Consider the following 16,321-nt stretch of genomic DNA (forward strand, 5'->3'; position numbering starts at 1 on the left):
GATGGACCGGGACCTCGTCGACGCCGCTCTGCGTCTGGCCCTGCTCGAGGGCGAGCGTGCCCTGGAGACGGGCGACGTCCCCGTGGGCGCGGTGGTTCTGGGAGGGGACGGCGCGGTCCTGGGTACCGGCCGCAACGAGCGTGAGGCGACCGGTGATCCCACGGCCCACGCGGAGGTCCTGGCGCTCCGGGCGGCGGCCCGTGTGCGGGGTGAGTGGCGTCTGTCGGGGTGCACCCTGGTCGTGACGTTGGAGCCCTGCACGATGTGCGCGGGGGCGACCGTGCTCTCGCGTGTGGACCGGTTGGTGTACGGGGCGCGCGACGAGAAGGCAGGGGCGGCCGGATCGGTGTGGGACGCGGTGCGCGATCCACGCCAGAACCACCGGCCGGAGGTGCTCCCGCCCGACCTCGTGGGGGCCGATGTGGCGGCCGAGTGCTCCGGTCTGCTCTCCCGATTTTTCGCTCGGCGCAGGATCCTGTAGAGTTCCTCTCGGTGGAGTCGCCTAGTGGCCGATGGCGCCCGCCTCGAAAGCGGGTAAGGGGCAACCCTTCGAGGGTTCGAATCCCTCCTCCACCGCCACCAAGCCGCCCCCGGCACTGCCGGGGGCGGCTTTTTTGTGCCCGCTCCGGGCTCCGTGCCGTCGTCGTGAATTCTGTGCCCCGACTGGTTACCGTGGGTTTTTGTTCGATTACTTTGAGCAGTAACGCATGATGGGGGACGCCACAGTATGGCTCTGACATGGGCGGACGAGTTCCGCCGTCGAACGCTGCGGTTGCGCCGGAGGGTCCCCAGGAAGGCGTTGCTCCTGGCGGTGGCGGCCGTGGCCCTCGTCGTCGTCCTCGTCGCCCCGACCCCCGTTGCCATGGTGACCGCGTTCCTCTTCCCCGCCGCGGGGCTCTGGCTGCTCGGCTCCGAACTGGCCGCGCTCCGCCGGGAACGCAGGGTGCGGGAGCGCGACCGTCGACACCGTGCCGAGGAACGGCGCCGGCAGCAGGAATCGGAGAACCGCCTGCGCGAGCTGGAGCACCGCCTGTGGAAGGGGGACTCGGGGGCAGCGGGCGAGGGTCTGCGCGAGTACACCCTCGACGCCGGCCACGGGACCGAACGGCGGGCGCGCGCCCTGGACGGCCTGGGAGCCTGGTTCGAGCACACCGGCCACTCGGACCGCGCGCAGCAGATGCGGCGTGCGGCGCTGCTCACCGACCTGTCGCCGCCGAGCTCCGAGCGGGTGCGGTCGGTGCTGGGTGATCGCGGGGAGACCCTGCACTTCGACGTGCTGATCGTCTCGCACTTCGGTCTCCCCGGGGGCACGACGGGCAGCAACGCACAGGAGATCGAGGCGCAGACCCGCGCCGGGCTGCGGACGGGGCTGCTGCATCACCCCATCACCGCCTGGAACCGCGGAAGGCCCATCAGCCCGAAGATCATGCGTCTGGTGGACGGGGACCGCGTCCGGCTCGTGCACTGGAGCGACCGGATCACCTGCGATCTGCTGCTGATCCGGCATCCGAAGGTCTGCGACGTCATCGCCGAAGACCTCCCGGAGGTGGAGGCCGCCCACACAGCGCTGATCATCAACCAGCCGCCGTACCGCTACTACGGAGCGGACGGCAGGGGCGAGGAGATCTGGGACCCCGCCCGTGTCCACGGCAACCTGATGGAACGCTTCGGGCCGCACACGTGGTACCCGATCGGTCCGGCGGTGCGCGACACACTCGTGGCGCACCACCTCGACGAGTTCCCGGACATGCCGCTCGCTTCGTGGGACTGGGTCAACGTCATCGACATGGACGAGTGGGCGCGCCCCGAGCCCCGCCCCTTCGACGGCACGGTGCGGGTCGGGCGGCACTCGCGCGACCACGTGTCCAAGTGGCCGGAGACGCGCGAGCTCCTGGAGGCCGCCTACCCGCCCGACGCGGGTTACGAGTACCGGGTCCTGGGCGGGGCGGACAGCCCGGAAGGCCTGCTCGGCGGGTTGCCCGACAACTGGACGGTCCACCCGTTCGACAGCGTTCCGGCGCGGGACTTCCTGCACGAGCTCGACGTGTACGTGTACTTCACCTCCACCGACTACGTGGAGGCCTTCGGGCGCTCGCCCCTGGAGGCGATGGCGGTCGGGCTGCCGACCGTGCTGCCCCGGCAGTTCAAGCCCCTCTTCGGTGACGCCGGCATCTACACCGAACCCTCCGGGGTGGGCGCCGAGATCGACCTGCTCATGACCGACCGTGAACACCACGCACGCCGCGTCGAACGCGCCCGCCAGGTGGTCCGGGACCGGTTCAGCTACGACGCTCACCTGGGCCGTCTCGGTGACGTGGGGGTCCGTGCCGCGCGCACCTCGTGAGGAACCGTGCGGCCCGGACACCGAAGCTTCGATGGGAGACGACGATGACCCCTGACCCTCGAGCCCTGCTCGCCGGCCTCCGGCGGAGGGTGCGCCGTCACGTACCGATGCGGACGGCCTTCGCCGTGTCCGCCGTGTGTGTGGCCCTGCTGGTCGTGCTCGTCGGCGGGAGACCGGGCCTGGCCGCGGCCAGCCTGTTCCTCGGCGCCGGTGTGGCTTGGGCCGGCCGTTCGGTGGCGGTGCTGCGCCGGGAGGAACACGCGGCGGCCACGGCCGGCCCCGTGAGCGGCCGTGGCAGGGCCGACCAGCAGGCCGTCGAACGGATGTGCCGCCACCTGTGGGGCGGGTTCTCCACGGCCGCGCTGGCGGAGCTGCGCGAGTTCTCCGCCGATCCGACCCGCACTCCGGAGTCCCGTGCCGCGGCGCTGTCTGCGGCCGCGGACCGGCACGCCTCGATCGGTGAGACCGACCGCGCGGGGGCCCTGCGCCATGCCGCCCTGCTCTCCGACCCCCGGCCTCCGGGGCCCTCCGTGAAACCCGAGCCGCTGCCCGACGGTCCGGTCCACGTCGACGTCCTCCTGGTGTCGGACTTCTGCAACCTGGGCGGGACGACGGGCAGCAACCTCCAGGAGTTGGCGGCCCAGACGGCGGGCGGGTTGCGCACGGGGCTGTTGCACCACCCGTTCGACAACCAGAAACCGGGCAGGCCGGTCAACCCCAAGTTCAACCGGTTCGTGGACGGCGACCGTGTGCGGTACGTGCGCCCGGGCGAACAGGTGACCTGCGACGTGATGATCGTGCGCCACCCGAGGAGTGTCGAGAGCCTGCGGGAGGACCTCACACACGTCACGGCCCGGGCCACGAAGCTCATCGTGAACCAGACCCCGTGCCGGTACTACGGGGACGACGGCGCCGGCGAGGCCGTCTGGGACGTCGCCGAGACCCATCGTGTGCTCCAGGACTGGATCGGTGACCACGAGTGGTGCCCGATCAGCCCGTTCGTGCGCCGCGCGCTCCTGGAGCACCACGCCGACGAGCTCGGTCCGGTGCGCCTGTCCGACCACGACTGGACCAACATCATCGACCTGGACGAATGGCGCCGGGACGGGGAGCGCGAGCCGGACGGGGCGGTGCGGATCGGTCGGCACTCACGCGACCACGAGTCCAAGTGGCCGGAGACGCCGGAGCTGCTGCTGTCGGCCTACCCCGCGGGGGAGGGGCGCGAGGTCCATGTGCTGGGCGGGACGTCGGTGCCGCGGCGCATGCTCGGCGGGCTGCCCGAGGGGTGGGTCACCTACCGCTACGACTCGTTGCCGGTCCCCGAGTTCCTGCGTGATCTGGACGTGTACGTCTACCAGACCTCCTCGGACCTGCTGGAGGCGTTCGGCCGGGCCCCCTTGGAGGCGATGGCGGCCGGGGTCCCGACGGTGCTCCCTCCCAAGTTCGAGGAGCTCTTCGGATCGGCCGCCGTCTACGCGACCCCCGGGCGTGTGGGCGACGCCGTCGACTGGCTCACGGCCGACCCCCGTCGCAGCCGGGACCAGGTGGAACAGGCGTGGGCGGTGCTGCGGGACCGCTTCAGCCACCAGGCGCACCTGCAGCGGCTGGCCGCGATCGGTGTGCGGGTCGGCGCCCCGGTCTGAGGGGCGGTGACGGGGCCCGGCAGAGGTCCGGGCCGGCGAGGAGGGGATGTGGATGGGACAGGCCAACACGGTCGGACAGCAATTGTGGAGCCTGCGCGACAGTGTCCCGCCGGCGCGGGTGGCGGCGGTCGGGGGCGCGGCGGGGCTGATGGTGGTCCTGTTCGCCGACCTGCGCCTGGCCCTGGCCGCCGGGTTCGCGATGGTCGCCTGCGGACTGTTCTGGGTCGGCCGGTCGGTGGTGCGCCTGCGGAGCAGGGTGGACCAAGAGGTGGACCGGGCCGACGAGCGGGCGGAGCGGCAGGAACAGCATCAGAAGCGGGAGCGCAAGGCCCGGGAACGCGGGGAACGCGGTCGGGCCAGGGACCGGGAGGCGGACGCCGAACGTGCCGAGCTCGAGCGGCTGCGCCTGTTGCTGTGGAACGGGTTCAGTGCGTCCGGGATCGAGCAGATGCGCGCGTTCTGCTCGGCCCCCGACCGGAGCAAGGAGGCCCGCTTCGAGGGGTTGGCGTCGATCGCCGAGAGGCATGCCTCCGCCGGCCGGGAGGACCTGGCGCGCAGCTTCCGCCGGTCGGCGTTGATGGCCGACCCGGAGGCGGTGACGGCCGAGCGGGTCAGGGGCGTGATGGCCCCGGAGGGCCGGAGTGTCCACGTGGATGTACTCATGGTGTCGGACTTCGGGCTTCCCGGGGGCACCACCGGGAGCAACATCCAGGAGGTGCGGGCGCAGTCCACCGCCGGGCTGCGGACCGGACTGTTGTCGACCCCGTTCCGGCCCTCGAAGGTCGGCAGGCCGGTGAACCCGAAGGTCCTGGAGGTCGTCGACGGCGACCGTGTGCAGTTCGTGCACTGGAGCGACCGCATCACCTGCGACCTGCTGCTCGTCCGGCACCCGAAGGTCTGCGAGAACCTGCTCGAGGACCTGCCGGAGATCCGCGCGGGACGTACGGTGCTCGTGGTCAACCAGCCGCCGTGCGAGCGCTACGGGGTCGACGGCCCTTCCCCTGCCACATGGGATCCGGGCAGGGTGCGCGCGGTGCTCGACGGGTGGGTCGGCGAGCACACGTGGTACCCGATCGGCCCCGCCGTGCGGTCGGCGCTCCTGGAGCACCACGGTGCCGAGCTGGACGGTGTGGAGCTGGCCGAGGACGACTGGGTCAATATCATCGACCTCGCTGCCTGGCGGCGGCCCCGCCGGCGGGAGCACGACGGTACGGCCCGGGTCGGCCGGCACACGAGGGACGAACCGGTGAAGTGGCCCGAGCTCCCGGGGCTGCTGGAGGCGGCCTACCCGTCCGGTCAGGGACGGGAGATCCACGTGCTGGGCGGGGCGGACAGCGCGGCCGGGGTGCTCGGCGGGGTTCCGGACACGTGGAGGGTCCAGGGGTTCGACTCCGTTTCCCCGAGGGAGTTCCTGCACGGGTTGGACGTGTACTCGTACTTCACCGCATCGGACTACGTGGAGGCGTTCGGCCGCTCCCCGTTGGAGGCGATGGCTGCGGGGGTCCCCACGATCATGCCGCCCCGTTTCAAGCCGCTGTTCGGTGACGCGGGGGTCTACTCCGACCCCTTCGGTGTGCGGGAGGAGATCAGCCTCCTCATGACCGATCACGACCGGTACGAGCGCCAGGTGCGGCGGGCCTGGGAGGTGCTCGAGGCCCGGTTCAGCCACGAGGCTCACCTGCGCCGGATCGCTGAGCTCGGGGTGCGCCAGGAACGGGCTTTCCCGACGATCAGTTAATAACGGACATACGTGGAGGTCATGCCTTCTTCCGGTCAGCGTGTGGCGACCGGGAGGAGGCATGTCCGCGCGGGAGGATCGGCGCCCTGAAGACCCGGCCGCGAGGCCGTGTTCCTCACGTCTTTGGGGGTAACAGTGGCGGGACGGTACGAACACCACGACGTCGTCGTGGTCGGCGCAGGGTTCGCCGGCCTCAGCGCCGCGCACGCACTGACCGACGCGGGTCTGTCGGTCCAACTGCTCGAGGCCCGCTCGCGCGTGGGCGGTCGCGCGCTGACGCGGTACCTGGACGACGGCACCCAGCTGGACCTGGGCGGGCAGTGGATCGGACCCACCCAGCTGCGCATCAACGAGATCGTGCAGCGCTACGGGGTGGAGATCTACCGCACGCCCGCACACGGCGCCGCCGTCAACGACTTCGACGGTGACCGCCGCGAGGACCTGCTCCCCGACGTCACCGAGCTCTTCGATTCCCTGGAGGCGATGTGCCGCCGTGTGCCCGCCGAAAGCCCGTGGGAGGCCGAGGAGGCGCGGCAGTGGGACCGTATGACGTTCGCGTCCTGGCTCGACGCCACCGGGCGCCCTGACGTGGCCACCCGGTACGTGGCGCGTGTGGTCTCCGGCGGGCTCCTCGCCGGTTCGCCGGCGGAGACATCGGTGCTGGAGACCCTGTTCTACCTCGTCAGCGCGGGAGGGGTGCAGTCCCTGCTCGGGTACGAGGGCGGCGCGCAGGAGAGCCGGGTGGTCGGCGGGGCCCAGGTCATCGCCGACCGGATGGCCGCCGACCTCCCCGAGGGGGTGCTGCGCCTCGGCGAGCCGGTCCTGCGCATCGAGTACTCCGACGACGGCGCGCGGGTGGAGAGCACCGTGCACGCCTACCGCGCCGACCGGGTCGTGGTCGCCGTCCCGCCGGTGATCGCGTCCCGGCTGCGCTACGACCCGCCGCTGCCCCCGCTCAAGGACGGCGCCCTGCAGAGGGTCCCCGCGGGCACGGCGCTCAAGGTCCACGCGGTCTACGCGGAACCGTTCTGGCGTGAGGCGGGATACTCCGGCATCTCCACCTCCGCGGGCGGGCTCCTCACCGAGACCGTAGACAACACCCCGCCCGGGGCGCCCAGGGCGGTACTGACGGCGTTCGCGTACGGCGACGAGGCCGTGGAACTGCGCCGCCACGGCGCGGACGCGCGGCGGGCCTCGGTGCTGGAGCGGCTCGCGGAGCTCTTCGGCGCCCCGGCCCTGAGCCCGGAGGACTTCGTCGAGTACGACTGGCTCGCGCAGGAGTGGACCCGCGGGTGCTTCTCCGGGCACCTGACCACCGGGGCGGGCACGACCTTCGGCTCGGTCCTGCGCACCCCGGTCGGGGTCGTGCACTGGGCGGGAACCGAGACCGCCACGGAGTGGAACGGCTACTTCGACGGCGCCGTGGCCTCCGGGCGCCGGGCCGCGGACGAGGTGGTCCGGGCCCTGCGTCCGTGAGCGCGGGTGCGGTCGGCCCCGGGGCGGGTGTCCCGGGGCCGACCGCTGTTCAGGGGCGGAACAGGGAGTTGACCGACCGCAGTACGGGCGCCGAGGTCAGCGCTGCGGTGTCCAGGTCGGCGTCGGTGCGCACGGTGAAGGTGTGCGACTCCCCGGGCAGGAGGGTGACGAGCATGGTGTCGGCCTCCGCGTCGGGTGCGAGGCGGTCGGCGAGCACCGCGGTGTCGCGCGCGAACGAGGACGCCGTGGCGGTGATGTGGTAACCCCCGGGTACGCGCGCGGCGGTGGCGGTGACCGCGCCGGGGTCGTAGGCGAGGTCCCGGTCGGCGGCGAAGGTGTGCACGGCCCGTGTGCGGCCGTCGTCGACCACGAGGACCTCCTGTGCGGCCTCGGCCGGGGTGAGGGCCGGGTCGGACAGTTCCAGCGCCTGTGCGGATCGTGCGGCGATGTCGGCGTCCAGGGACGACTCGTGTTCGACGGTGCCGTCCAGGCGCATGCGGCGCACACGCAGCCGGGTGGTCCAGCGTTCACCGGTGTCGTTGACCGCGACCAGAGTGGGGCGGCCTTCCCTGGGCTGGACGGTGAGCAGACGGGGCGCGAAGGCGTGACGCAGTGCGTACAGCAGGGGTTTGGGTCGCCCGTCGCCGTCGACCGCCGACCATGAGGTGACGGGCCAGCAGTCGTTGAGCTGCCACACGAGGGCCCCGGCGGTGCGCGGCCACCACGACCGGAAGTGTTCGACGCCGAAGGCGACCGCGCGTGCCTGCACCAGCTGGGTGGCCCAGTGCCAGTCGGTGAAGGAGGCGGGCTCGGGCAGGTGCGGTGCGAGGCCGCGGGCGAGCTTGCCGTTGCCGTCCTCGGCCTTCTGGTGCAGGAGGAACCCGGGTGAGGTGGTGGTGAGGGGATCGTCGTGCACCCAGTCGGTGAGCGTGCGCCAGGTGGGCGGCCCCTGGAACCCGAACTCGGAACAGAACCGGGGTACGTGGTCGCGGTAGGCGCGGTGGTCGAGGCGGTTCCACACCTGCCACTCGTGCCGTGTCCCGTGGTCCTGGTCGTTGGGGTGGACGGCGTCGAGGGCGTGCCCGGGGCTGGCGGGGCTGCCAGGGGAGTAGGGGCGCGTGGGGTCGAGCTCGGCGACCACCCGCGGGAAGAGGTCCGTGTAGTACCCGTGCCCCCAGGTGCGGCCGGCGAGGGGTTCCTGCCAGCCCCAGTCCATGAACCCCCACAGGTTCTCGTTGCCGCCGTTCCACAGGGCGAGGGAGGGGTGCGGGGTCAGGCGGGCGACGTGCTCGCGCGCCTCGGCCTCGAACTCGTGCCACAGCTCGGCGTCCTCGGCGTAGGCGGCGCAGGCGAGCGGGAAGTCCTGCCAGACGAGCACGCCGCGTTCGTCACACAGGTCGTAGAAGTCCTCGGACTCGTAGATGCCGCCGCCCCACACGCGCAGCATGTTCATGTGGGCACCGACGGCCTGGTCGAGGCGCCGGGCGAGCCGGTCGCGGGTGATGCGGGTGAGGAAGTGGTCGTCGGGGATCCAGTTGGCGCCCTTGGCGAAGATCGGCCGGCCGTTGACGACCACGGTGAAGGGGGTCCCGTGTTCGTCGGGTGCGGTGTCGACGGTGACGGTGCGGAACCCGGTGCGCCGCTCGTGGGTGTCGAGCACCCCGTCGGCGCCGTGGAGGAGCACACGGAGCGGGTAGAGCGGCTGGTCGCCGTGGCCGGCCGGCCACCACAGGCGCACCTCGGGGACCCGCACGACGGCGACGGCCTCGTGGGACCCGGGCGGCAGGACCGCCTCGGTGCGTACCCCGGCGACCTCGGCGGACACCCGGAGTTCGGCGCCGGGGTCGTCGCGTTCGACGGCGGCGTGCACTTCGACGCGGCCGGTGCCGTCCTCCTCCACGGTCACGAGCGTGCGCACGGTGTCCAGGCGCGCGGTGCGCCAGCGTTCCAGGCGCACCGGTCTCCACAGGCCCGCGGTCTGCAGGTCCGGTCCCCAGTCCCACCCGAAGGAGCAGGCCATCTTGCGGACGGCGTTGAAGGGGTGTGCGTTCACGTGTGGGCGCGCTCCCATGGCGGCTTCGCGCTGCTCCGCGTACTCCAGTGCGGGGGAGAGGTCGACGCTCAGGGCTCCGCGCCCCGAGCCCAGGGCCGTGCGTGCGTCGAAGCGGTACGTGCGGTGCATGTTCGCGGTGCGGCCGAGCACACGCCCGTCGACCGCGACGTCGGCGACGGTGTCCACGCCCTCCAGGACCAGGTCGAGGCGTTCACCGGGTGCGGGAGGGGTGGTCCGCACGCCGAGCTCGTAACGCCAACCGCTGCGGTGCAACCAGGTGAGCTCGGCCTCGGCGAGGTGCTGGTAGGGGTCGGGGATCAGACCCGCGCCGTGCAGGTCCAGGTGGGTGCTGCCGGGGACCCGGGCGGGGATCCTCCGGCCGGCGACGTGGTCGGGGACGGGGCCCGAGGTGGCCGAGAAGTGCCAGCCCTCGTGCAGGGTCTGCCGGATCATCGTCTCCCTCTTCCGGGCGGGGGCGACCCGTGGGCCGGGTCTCGACCGGAATCCTGACCGGCGCCCGCGGGGTGGTCAAGGCCCCCGGACGGCCGGAGGACGTCAGGGGTCCGTCCCGGCCGTGTCCTCCTCCGGGGCCTCCCCGGACAGTTCCTCGACCGCGCGGGTGAGCCAGGAGATCCACCCGGCCTCCACGTCGATGCCGCCGCGGAGCACGAGCCGTTGCACCCGTTCCTGCTGGGTGGAGGGCTCGTCCGCGTAGTCGCGCCGGTCGAACTCGCGGTACTCCGCCAACCGGGCCCGGTGCAGGTCGCGGTGGCGCCGTAGCTCGTCGACGAGGCCGCCCAGGCCCACCACCCCCGCGGCGCGCAGCCGCAGGGGCAGGGGGTCCCGGGCGACCTTGGGGTCCTCGCGCTGGTCGACCCAGCGCACGAGCTCCGCCCGGCCCTCGGGAAGGACCTCGTACTCCTTCTTCTGCCCGCGGGTGGGTGCCCCGCCGGGCAGGGTGCGGATCAGCCCCGCCCGCTCCAGTTTCCCGAGCTCGCGGTAGATCTGCTGGTGGGTCGCCGACCAGAAGTAACCGATGGAGCGGTCGAAACGGCGGGTCAGCTCCGAACCGGAGGAGGGCTTCTCCAGCAGTGCGGTCAGGAGCGCGTGGGGCAGGGACATGGCCGCGATTCTAGAGGTCGGGGTACGAGGGCAGCAGGTGTCTGGCGGGTGACGGGTGGGCGCGGCCGAAGCGGAGCGAGGCCCTAGAGCACAGCAGCCAGACGGGTGCCCTGGTCGATGGCGCGCTTGGCGTCGAGCTCGGCGGCCACGTCGGCACCGCCGATCACGTGCGCGGTCGTGCCGAGCTCGGCCAGCTCGTCGGCGAGCGTGCGCTGCGGTTCCTGTCCGGTGCACACCACGACGTGGTCCACGTCCAGGACCCGGGACTCACCGTCGACGGTGATGTGCAGGCCCTCGTCGTCGATCTTGTCGTAGGCGGCGCCGGCGACCATCTCGACGCCGCGGTGGCGCAGTTCCAGGCGGTGGATCCACCCGGTGGTCTTGCCCAGGCCCTTACCCGGCTTGCTCGTCTTGCGCTGCAGCAGGTGCACGCGGCGCGGCGGGGTGGGGCGCGCGGGTTCGGTGAGGCCGCCGACGGTCGTGTGGTCGGTGTCCACGCCCCACTGCCGGAAGAACTCCCCGATGTCCTGGCTCGCGCCCTCTCCCCCGTCGGTGAGGAACTCGGCGACGTCGAAGCCGATCCCGCCGGCGCCCATCACCGCGACCCTCTCGCCGACCTCGACGCGGCCGCGCAGGACGTCCACGTAGGAGACGGCCTTGGGGTGGTCGATGCCCGGCACGTCGGGGATGCGCGGGGTGACGCCGGTGGCCACGACGACCTCGTCGTACCCCTGGAGGTCGCCCGCGCCCACGCGGGTGCCCAGGCGCACGTCCACACCGAGCTTGCCGAGCTGGACGCGGTAGTACCGCACGGTCTCGTCGAACTCCTCCTTGCCGGGGATCCGGCGGGCCATGTCGAGCTGGCCGCCGATCGTGTCCGCGGAGTCGAACAGGGTGACGCGGTGGCCGACCTCGGCGGCCGAGACCGCGAAGGCCAGACCGGCGGGGCCCGCACCGACCACGGCCACGTCCTTGGCGGTGCGGGTGGGCTCCAACACGAGCTCGGTCTCGTGGCAGGCGCGCGGGTTCACCAGGCAGGATGTGATCTTGAGGCTGAACGTGTGGTCCAGGCAGGCCTGGTTGCAGCCGATGCAGGTGTTGATCTCCTCCGAGCGCCCCTCCGCGGCCTTGGCCACGAAGTGCGGGTCGGCGAGGAAGGGCCGGGCCAGGGAGACCATGTCGGCGTCGCCCGAGGCGATCACCTGCTCGGCGACCTCGGGGGTGTTGATCCGGTTGACGGCCACGAGTGGGACCGACACCTCGCCCATGAGCTTGCGGGTCACCCAGCTGTACGCACCGCGCGGCACGGACGTGGCGATGGTCGGGATGCGGGCCTCGTGCCATCCGATGCCGGTGTTGATGATGTCGGCGCCGGCCTCCTCGACGGCCTTGGCGAGCTGCACGACCTCGGGGAACGTGGAACCGCCGGGCACCAGGTCGAGCATGGAGAGGCGGTAGACCACCACGAAGTCGTCGCCGACGCGCTCGCGCACCCTCCGCAGGATCTCCAGCGGGAAGCGGGTGCGGTTCTCGTAGGAGCCGCCCCAGCGGTCCTCGCGCTGGTTGGTGGCCGAGGCGATGAACTGGTTGATGAGGTAACCCTCGGAGCCCATGATCTCGACACCGTCGTAGCCGGCCTCGCGCGCCAGTGCGGCGGTGTTCGCGAAGTCCTCGATGGTGCGCTCGATGTCGTCCTCGGTGAGCGCCCGGGGGGTGAAGGCGCTGATCGGGGCCTTGATCGCGCTGGGGGCGACCGACTCCTCGCTGAAGGCGTAGCGGCCGGTGTGCAGGATCTGCATGGCGATGCGCCCGCCGGCGGCGTGCACGGCGTCGGTGACGGTCTTGTGCTCCGCAACCTCTTCGGGGGTGGTGAGCTTCGATGCGCCGGTGTAGGTGGCGCCCTCGGGGTTGGGGGCGATGCCGCCGGTGATGATGAGCCCGACGCCGCCGCGGGCGCGCTCGGCGTAGAACTCCGCCATCCGCTCGAACCCGTTGGGGGCCTCCTCCAGGCCCACGTGCATGGAGCCCATGATGACGCGGTTGGGCAGGGTCGTGAAGCCCAGGTCCAGGGGTTCCAGGAGGTGGGGGTGCTCGCTCATGTTCGTCTCCTTGCGCGGTGCCTCGTGGCCGGTGTCGGGCCGGCCGCGACCAGTTTATGCAACAAGTTGCAAAATCGGGAGGGGTGCCCCCGCGGAACCGGACCGCACACATCCGGGCCCCGGGGAACGCTCCTGATTCCCCGGGGCCCGGCGGCCGGCTGCTCGGCTCAGAACTCCTGGTGCGTGGCCGGGTCCTGGCCCTTGTTGCGGCCGTCGGGGCGGCCCAGCGCCGAGATCGCCTCGACCTCGGCCCCCGACAGCTCGAAGTCGAAGACCGACAGGTTCTCGGTCTGGCGCTCCGGCCCCGAGGCCTTCGGGATCGGCACGGACCCCAGCTCCACGTGCCAGCGCAGGATCACCTGTGCCGTGGTCCGCCCGTGAGTGCGCGCGATCGACTCGACCACCGGCTCGCTCAACACGGAGTTGGCCCGGCCCAGCGGGCTCCACGACTCCGTGCGGACCCCGCGTGCGGCGTCGGCCGCGCGCTGCTCGGCCTGCGGGAAGTACGGGTGCAGTTCCACCTGGTTGACCGACGGCGCGACGCCGGTGTCCTCGATGATCCGGTCCAGGTGCTCGGGCAGGAAGTTCGAGACGCCGATCGACCGCACCAGCCCGCGCTCGCGCGCCTCCACCAGCGCCCGCCAGGCCTGCACGTACAGGTCCTCGATCGGGTTCGGCCAGTGGATGAGGTAGAGGTCCAACCGGTCGAGGCCCGTGGCGCGCAACGACCCCTCGACCGCCTCCAGGGCGCGGGCGTAGGCGTGGTCGCGTCCGGGGAGCTTGGAGGTGACCCGCAGTTCCTCCCTGGGGACCGGGGAGCGGCGCACGGCCTCGCCCACCGCGTCCTCGTTCTGGTAGTTCACCGCCGAGTCCAGGAGCCGGTAACCGGACTCGATCGCCGACAGGATCGACCGGGTCCCCTCCTCGCCGGTGAGCCGGTAGGTACCGAAGCCGACAGCGGGCAGCGTCGTCCCGTCGTCGAGCTCGTACTGCGGAACGTCCTGGGTCATGTTCGACACCTCCGTGGCTGTGGTCGGGGGATACTCACCGGTCGTCGGGTGTGACGGCCTCGAAGACGGCGGCGATGTCCTCGTCCCGGTGACCGCTCAGTTCGGCCGCCTTGAACTGCACGCGTACACCGTCCAGGACACCGGCCGCAACGCCGTGGCTGCGTGCGCTGTCCACCATCAGGTCGAGGTCCTTGAGCGCCCCGTGCACCGTGAACGAGGGGTCGTACTCACCGCTGAGCATCGCCTCGCCCTTGACGTGCGCGTACCCGGCGTCCAGCGGCCCGCCGGAGATCGCCTCCAGGAACAGCCGCGGATCGGTGCCCAGCGCTTCGGCCATCGCCATCGACTGGGCCACACCCGCGGTCAGCGTGGTGACCCAGGCGTTGCACGCGAGCTTGAGCGCCGAGGCCTGTCCCGGTCGGTCGCCCACGTGGATCTCCTTGGCCGAGAAGGCCTCCAGAACCGGACGGGCCGTCGCGAGCGCTTCCCCCTCGCCTGCGGTCAGCACCACGAGCGTGCCCTGCTCGGCGGGTCCCTTGGTGCCCAGGACGGGGGTGTCGACGATCCCGACCCCGTTGCGTTCGGCGAGCTTCACGAGGTCGGCGGTGCCCTTGACCCCGACCGTGCCGGCCTGTGCCCACACGGCGCCCGGCGCGGTCGAGGGCAGGGCGCGTTCCATGACCTCGGCGGTCACACCCTCGTCGAAGAGCACGGTGAGCACGACCGCCGCGCCCTCCACCGCCTCGGCCGGCGATGCGGCGGAGTGCGCCCCCGCGTCCTCCAGAGGCCGGGTCTTCTCCCTGCTGCGGTTCCAGACCCGTACGTCGAACCCCTGCTCGATGAGGTTCGAGGCCATCCCCGAACCCATGATCCCGGTCCCCAGGACCGCCACCGTGGTACTCATGCGTCTCCCCTCGGACGACGAGTCGGCCAGGGTCCCCACCCTAGGGAGCACGGTCGCGGGCGACCAGGAGCGCCGCGTACGGGCGTGCGGTGCCGGGGAGGGCCGCAGTGTGGCGTTCCCGGGTTCCGGGGCACCGCGCTCCTAGCGTTGGGGCCGACAGTGCCGTCGCAGGGAGGAACACCGCCGTGGCCAGGAACACCGTCGCAGAACAGCTCGTCCGCACCCTGGCCTCGGCAGGGGTCACCCGCATCTACGGCGTGGTCGGGGACAGCCTCAACCCGGTCGTCGACGCCGTGCGCGAGACCGACGGCATCGAGTGGGTGCACGTACGCAACGAGGAGGCCGCCGCGTTCGCCGCCGCCGGGCAGGCCGAGGTCGACGGCGGGCTCGCGGTGTGCGCGGGTTCCTGCGGCCCGGGCAACACCCACCTGGTGCAGGGCCTCTACGACGCCCAACGCAGCGGGGTCCCGGTACTGGCGCTGGCCTCGCACATCCCCTCCCGGCAGATCGGGACCCAGTTCTTCCAGGAGACCCACCCCGAGCGGCTCTTCGGCGACGTCACCGAGTTCCGCGAGCTGGTCGCCCACCCGGACCAGATGCCGCGGTTGGCGCGGGTGGCGATCCAGCACGCCCTCGGCACCCCGGGGGTGTCCGTGCTCGTCCTGCCCGGGGACATCGCCGGGCAGCGCGCCACCGGTCCGGCCGACACCTCACCGGTCACCGCCGGTCGCGCCACCGCCTGGCCCAGCGAGGACGACGTGCGGGAACTGGCCGCCCGCATCAACGCCGCCGACAAGGTCGCGCTCTTCTGCGGTGTCGGGGTGCGCGACGCCCACCGCGAGGTCATGGCGCTCGCCGGGAAGGCCAACGCCCCGGTCGGGCACTCCCTGCGGGGCAAGGAGTGGATCCAGTACCACAACCCCTACGACGTCGGCATGATCGGCCTGCTCGGCTACGGCGCCTGCCACGACGCCCTGGAGGCGGCCGACCTGACCGTCCTGCTCGGCACCGACTTCCCCTACGACGACTTCCTGCCGAAGAAGGGTGTGGTCCAGGTCGACCACGACCCGCGCCGCCTCGGCCGCAGGGTGCCGCTCGACCTGGCCGTGCAGGGGGACGTTCCCGCGACCCTGCGGGCGGTGCTGCCGCTGGTGGAGGACAAGTCCGACGCCCGGTACCTGCACGAGATGCTCCGCAAGCACGAGCGGGCCCTCACCCGGGTCGTGGACGCCTACACGCAGAACATCGAGCACCACACGCCCATCCACCCCGAGTACGTGGCGGACTGCCTCGACAAGGTCGCGGACGAGTCCACCGTCTTCACCGTCGACACCGGTATGAACAACGTGTGGGCCGCCCGCTACCTCACACCGAACGGGCACCGGCGCGTCATCGGGTCCTTCTCGCACGGGACGATGGCCAACGCGCTCCCGCACGCGATCGGTGCCGCCTACGCAGCGCCCGACCGCAAGGTGGTCTCGCTCTCCGGCGACGGCGGGCTCAGCATGCTCCTGGGAGAGCTCATCACCGTGCAGCAGCACGACCTGCCGATCACGACGGTGGTCTTCAACAACTCCTCGCTCGGCATGGTGAAGCTGGAGATGATGGTCGACGGGATCCCCGCCTACCAGACCGACCACCAGCAGGTGGACTACGCGGCGGTCGCCCGTGCCCTCGGCATGCGGTCGGTGCGGGTGGAGGACCCCAACGACGTGCACGAGGCCCTGCGCGAGGCGCTCGCGGCCGACGTCCCGTACCTCGTCGACGTGATCACCGACCCGAACGCGCTGTCGATCCCGTCCCGCATCACCGCCGACCAGGTCGCCGGTTTCGCGCTGTCGGCGGGGCGCACGGTGCTGCAGGGCGGCGTCGGGGCGATGGTCGAGATGGCGCGCTCGAACCTGCGCAACATCCCCCGCCCCTGACCCGGGG

11 protein-coding genes and 1 tRNA gene are annotated in these 16,321 nt (G+C 72.1%); 7 read left to right on the top strand and 5 right to left on the bottom strand.

What is annotated here, in order from left to right; translation table 11 throughout:
* The first annotated feature begins 1 nt into the window (after position 1).
* From IDM40_RS05450 to IDM40_RS05475, 6 genes are all read left to right on the top strand, one after another.
* On the top strand, positions 2-481 hold the full coding sequence (locus IDM40_RS05450) for a nucleoside deaminase (RefSeq protein ID WP_193120810.1): 480 nt from the start codon (positions 2-4) through the stop codon (positions 479-481).
* Between the two features lie 10 nt (positions 482-491).
* Positions 492-579: transfer RNA gene (locus IDM40_RS05455), tRNA-Ser, on the top strand.
* Positions 580-727: 148 nt separating this feature from the next.
* Entirely contained in the window at positions 728-2,344 is a 1,617-nt protein-coding gene (locus IDM40_RS05460; protein ID WP_235997347.1) for a glycosyltransferase family protein, read from the top strand.
* A gap of 44 nt (positions 2,345-2,388) precedes the next feature.
* Positions 2,389-3,987, top strand: coding sequence for a glycosyltransferase family protein (locus tag IDM40_RS05465; RefSeq protein WP_193120811.1), 1,599 nt, complete (start codon positions 2,389-2,391; stop codon positions 3,985-3,987).
* Between the two features lie 52 nt (positions 3,988-4,039).
* Complete coding sequence (locus IDM40_RS05470; protein ID WP_235997349.1) at positions 4,040-5,725, top strand: glycosyltransferase family protein; 1,686 nt, start codon at positions 4,040-4,042, stop codon at positions 5,723-5,725.
* Positions 5,726-5,860: 135 nt separating this feature from the next.
* Positions 5,861-7,201, top strand: a complete 1,341-nt coding sequence (locus tag IDM40_RS05475; RefSeq protein ID WP_193120812.1) for a flavin monoamine oxidase family protein — start codon at positions 5,861-5,863, stop codon at positions 7,199-7,201.
* 49 nt (positions 7,202-7,250) lie between these two features.
* On the opposite strand, the gene IDM40_RS05480 is transcribed toward IDM40_RS05475, so the two are convergent.
* From IDM40_RS05480 to IDM40_RS05500, 5 genes are all read right to left on the bottom strand, one after another.
* Positions 7,251-9,707, bottom strand: a complete 2,457-nt coding sequence (locus IDM40_RS05480; RefSeq protein ID WP_193120813.1) for a glycoside hydrolase family 2 protein — start codon at positions 9,705-9,707, stop codon at positions 7,251-7,253.
* A 102-nt stretch (positions 9,708-9,809) separates the two neighbouring features.
* A complete protein-coding gene (locus IDM40_RS05485) occupies positions 9,810-10,376 on the bottom strand; it encodes a PadR family transcriptional regulator (protein ID WP_193120814.1) in 567 nt (188 codons plus the stop codon).
* 83 nt (positions 10,377-10,459) lie between these two features.
* Positions 10,460-12,475 carry an oxidoreductase gene (locus IDM40_RS05490; protein ID WP_193120815.1) on the bottom strand — a complete coding sequence of 672 codons (2,016 nt, stop codon included), beginning with the start codon at positions 12,473-12,475 and terminating at the stop codon, positions 10,460-10,462.
* 167 nt (positions 12,476-12,642) lie between these two features.
* Positions 12,643-13,485, bottom strand: a complete 843-nt coding sequence (locus IDM40_RS05495) for an aldo/keto reductase (RefSeq protein WP_193120816.1) — start codon at positions 13,483-13,485, stop codon at positions 12,643-12,645.
* A 34-nt stretch (positions 13,486-13,519) separates the two neighbouring features.
* A complete protein-coding gene (locus IDM40_RS05500; protein WP_193120817.1) occupies positions 13,520-14,389 on the bottom strand; it encodes an NAD(P)-dependent oxidoreductase in 870 nt (289 codons plus the stop codon).
* Positions 14,390-14,574: 185 nt separating this feature from the next.
* On the opposite strand from IDM40_RS05500, the gene IDM40_RS05505 reads away from it, so the two are divergent.
* Positions 14,575-16,314 carry a pyruvate dehydrogenase gene (locus tag IDM40_RS05505; protein WP_193120818.1) on the top strand — a complete coding sequence of 580 codons (1,740 nt, stop codon included), beginning with the start codon at positions 14,575-14,577 and terminating at the stop codon, positions 16,312-16,314.
* The last annotated feature ends 7 nt before the right edge of the window (positions 16,315-16,321 follow it).

Source organism: Nocardiopsis coralli (assembly GCF_014892575.1).
Lineage (GTDB): Bacteria > Actinomycetota > Actinomycetes > Streptosporangiales > Streptosporangiaceae > Nocardiopsis > Nocardiopsis coralli.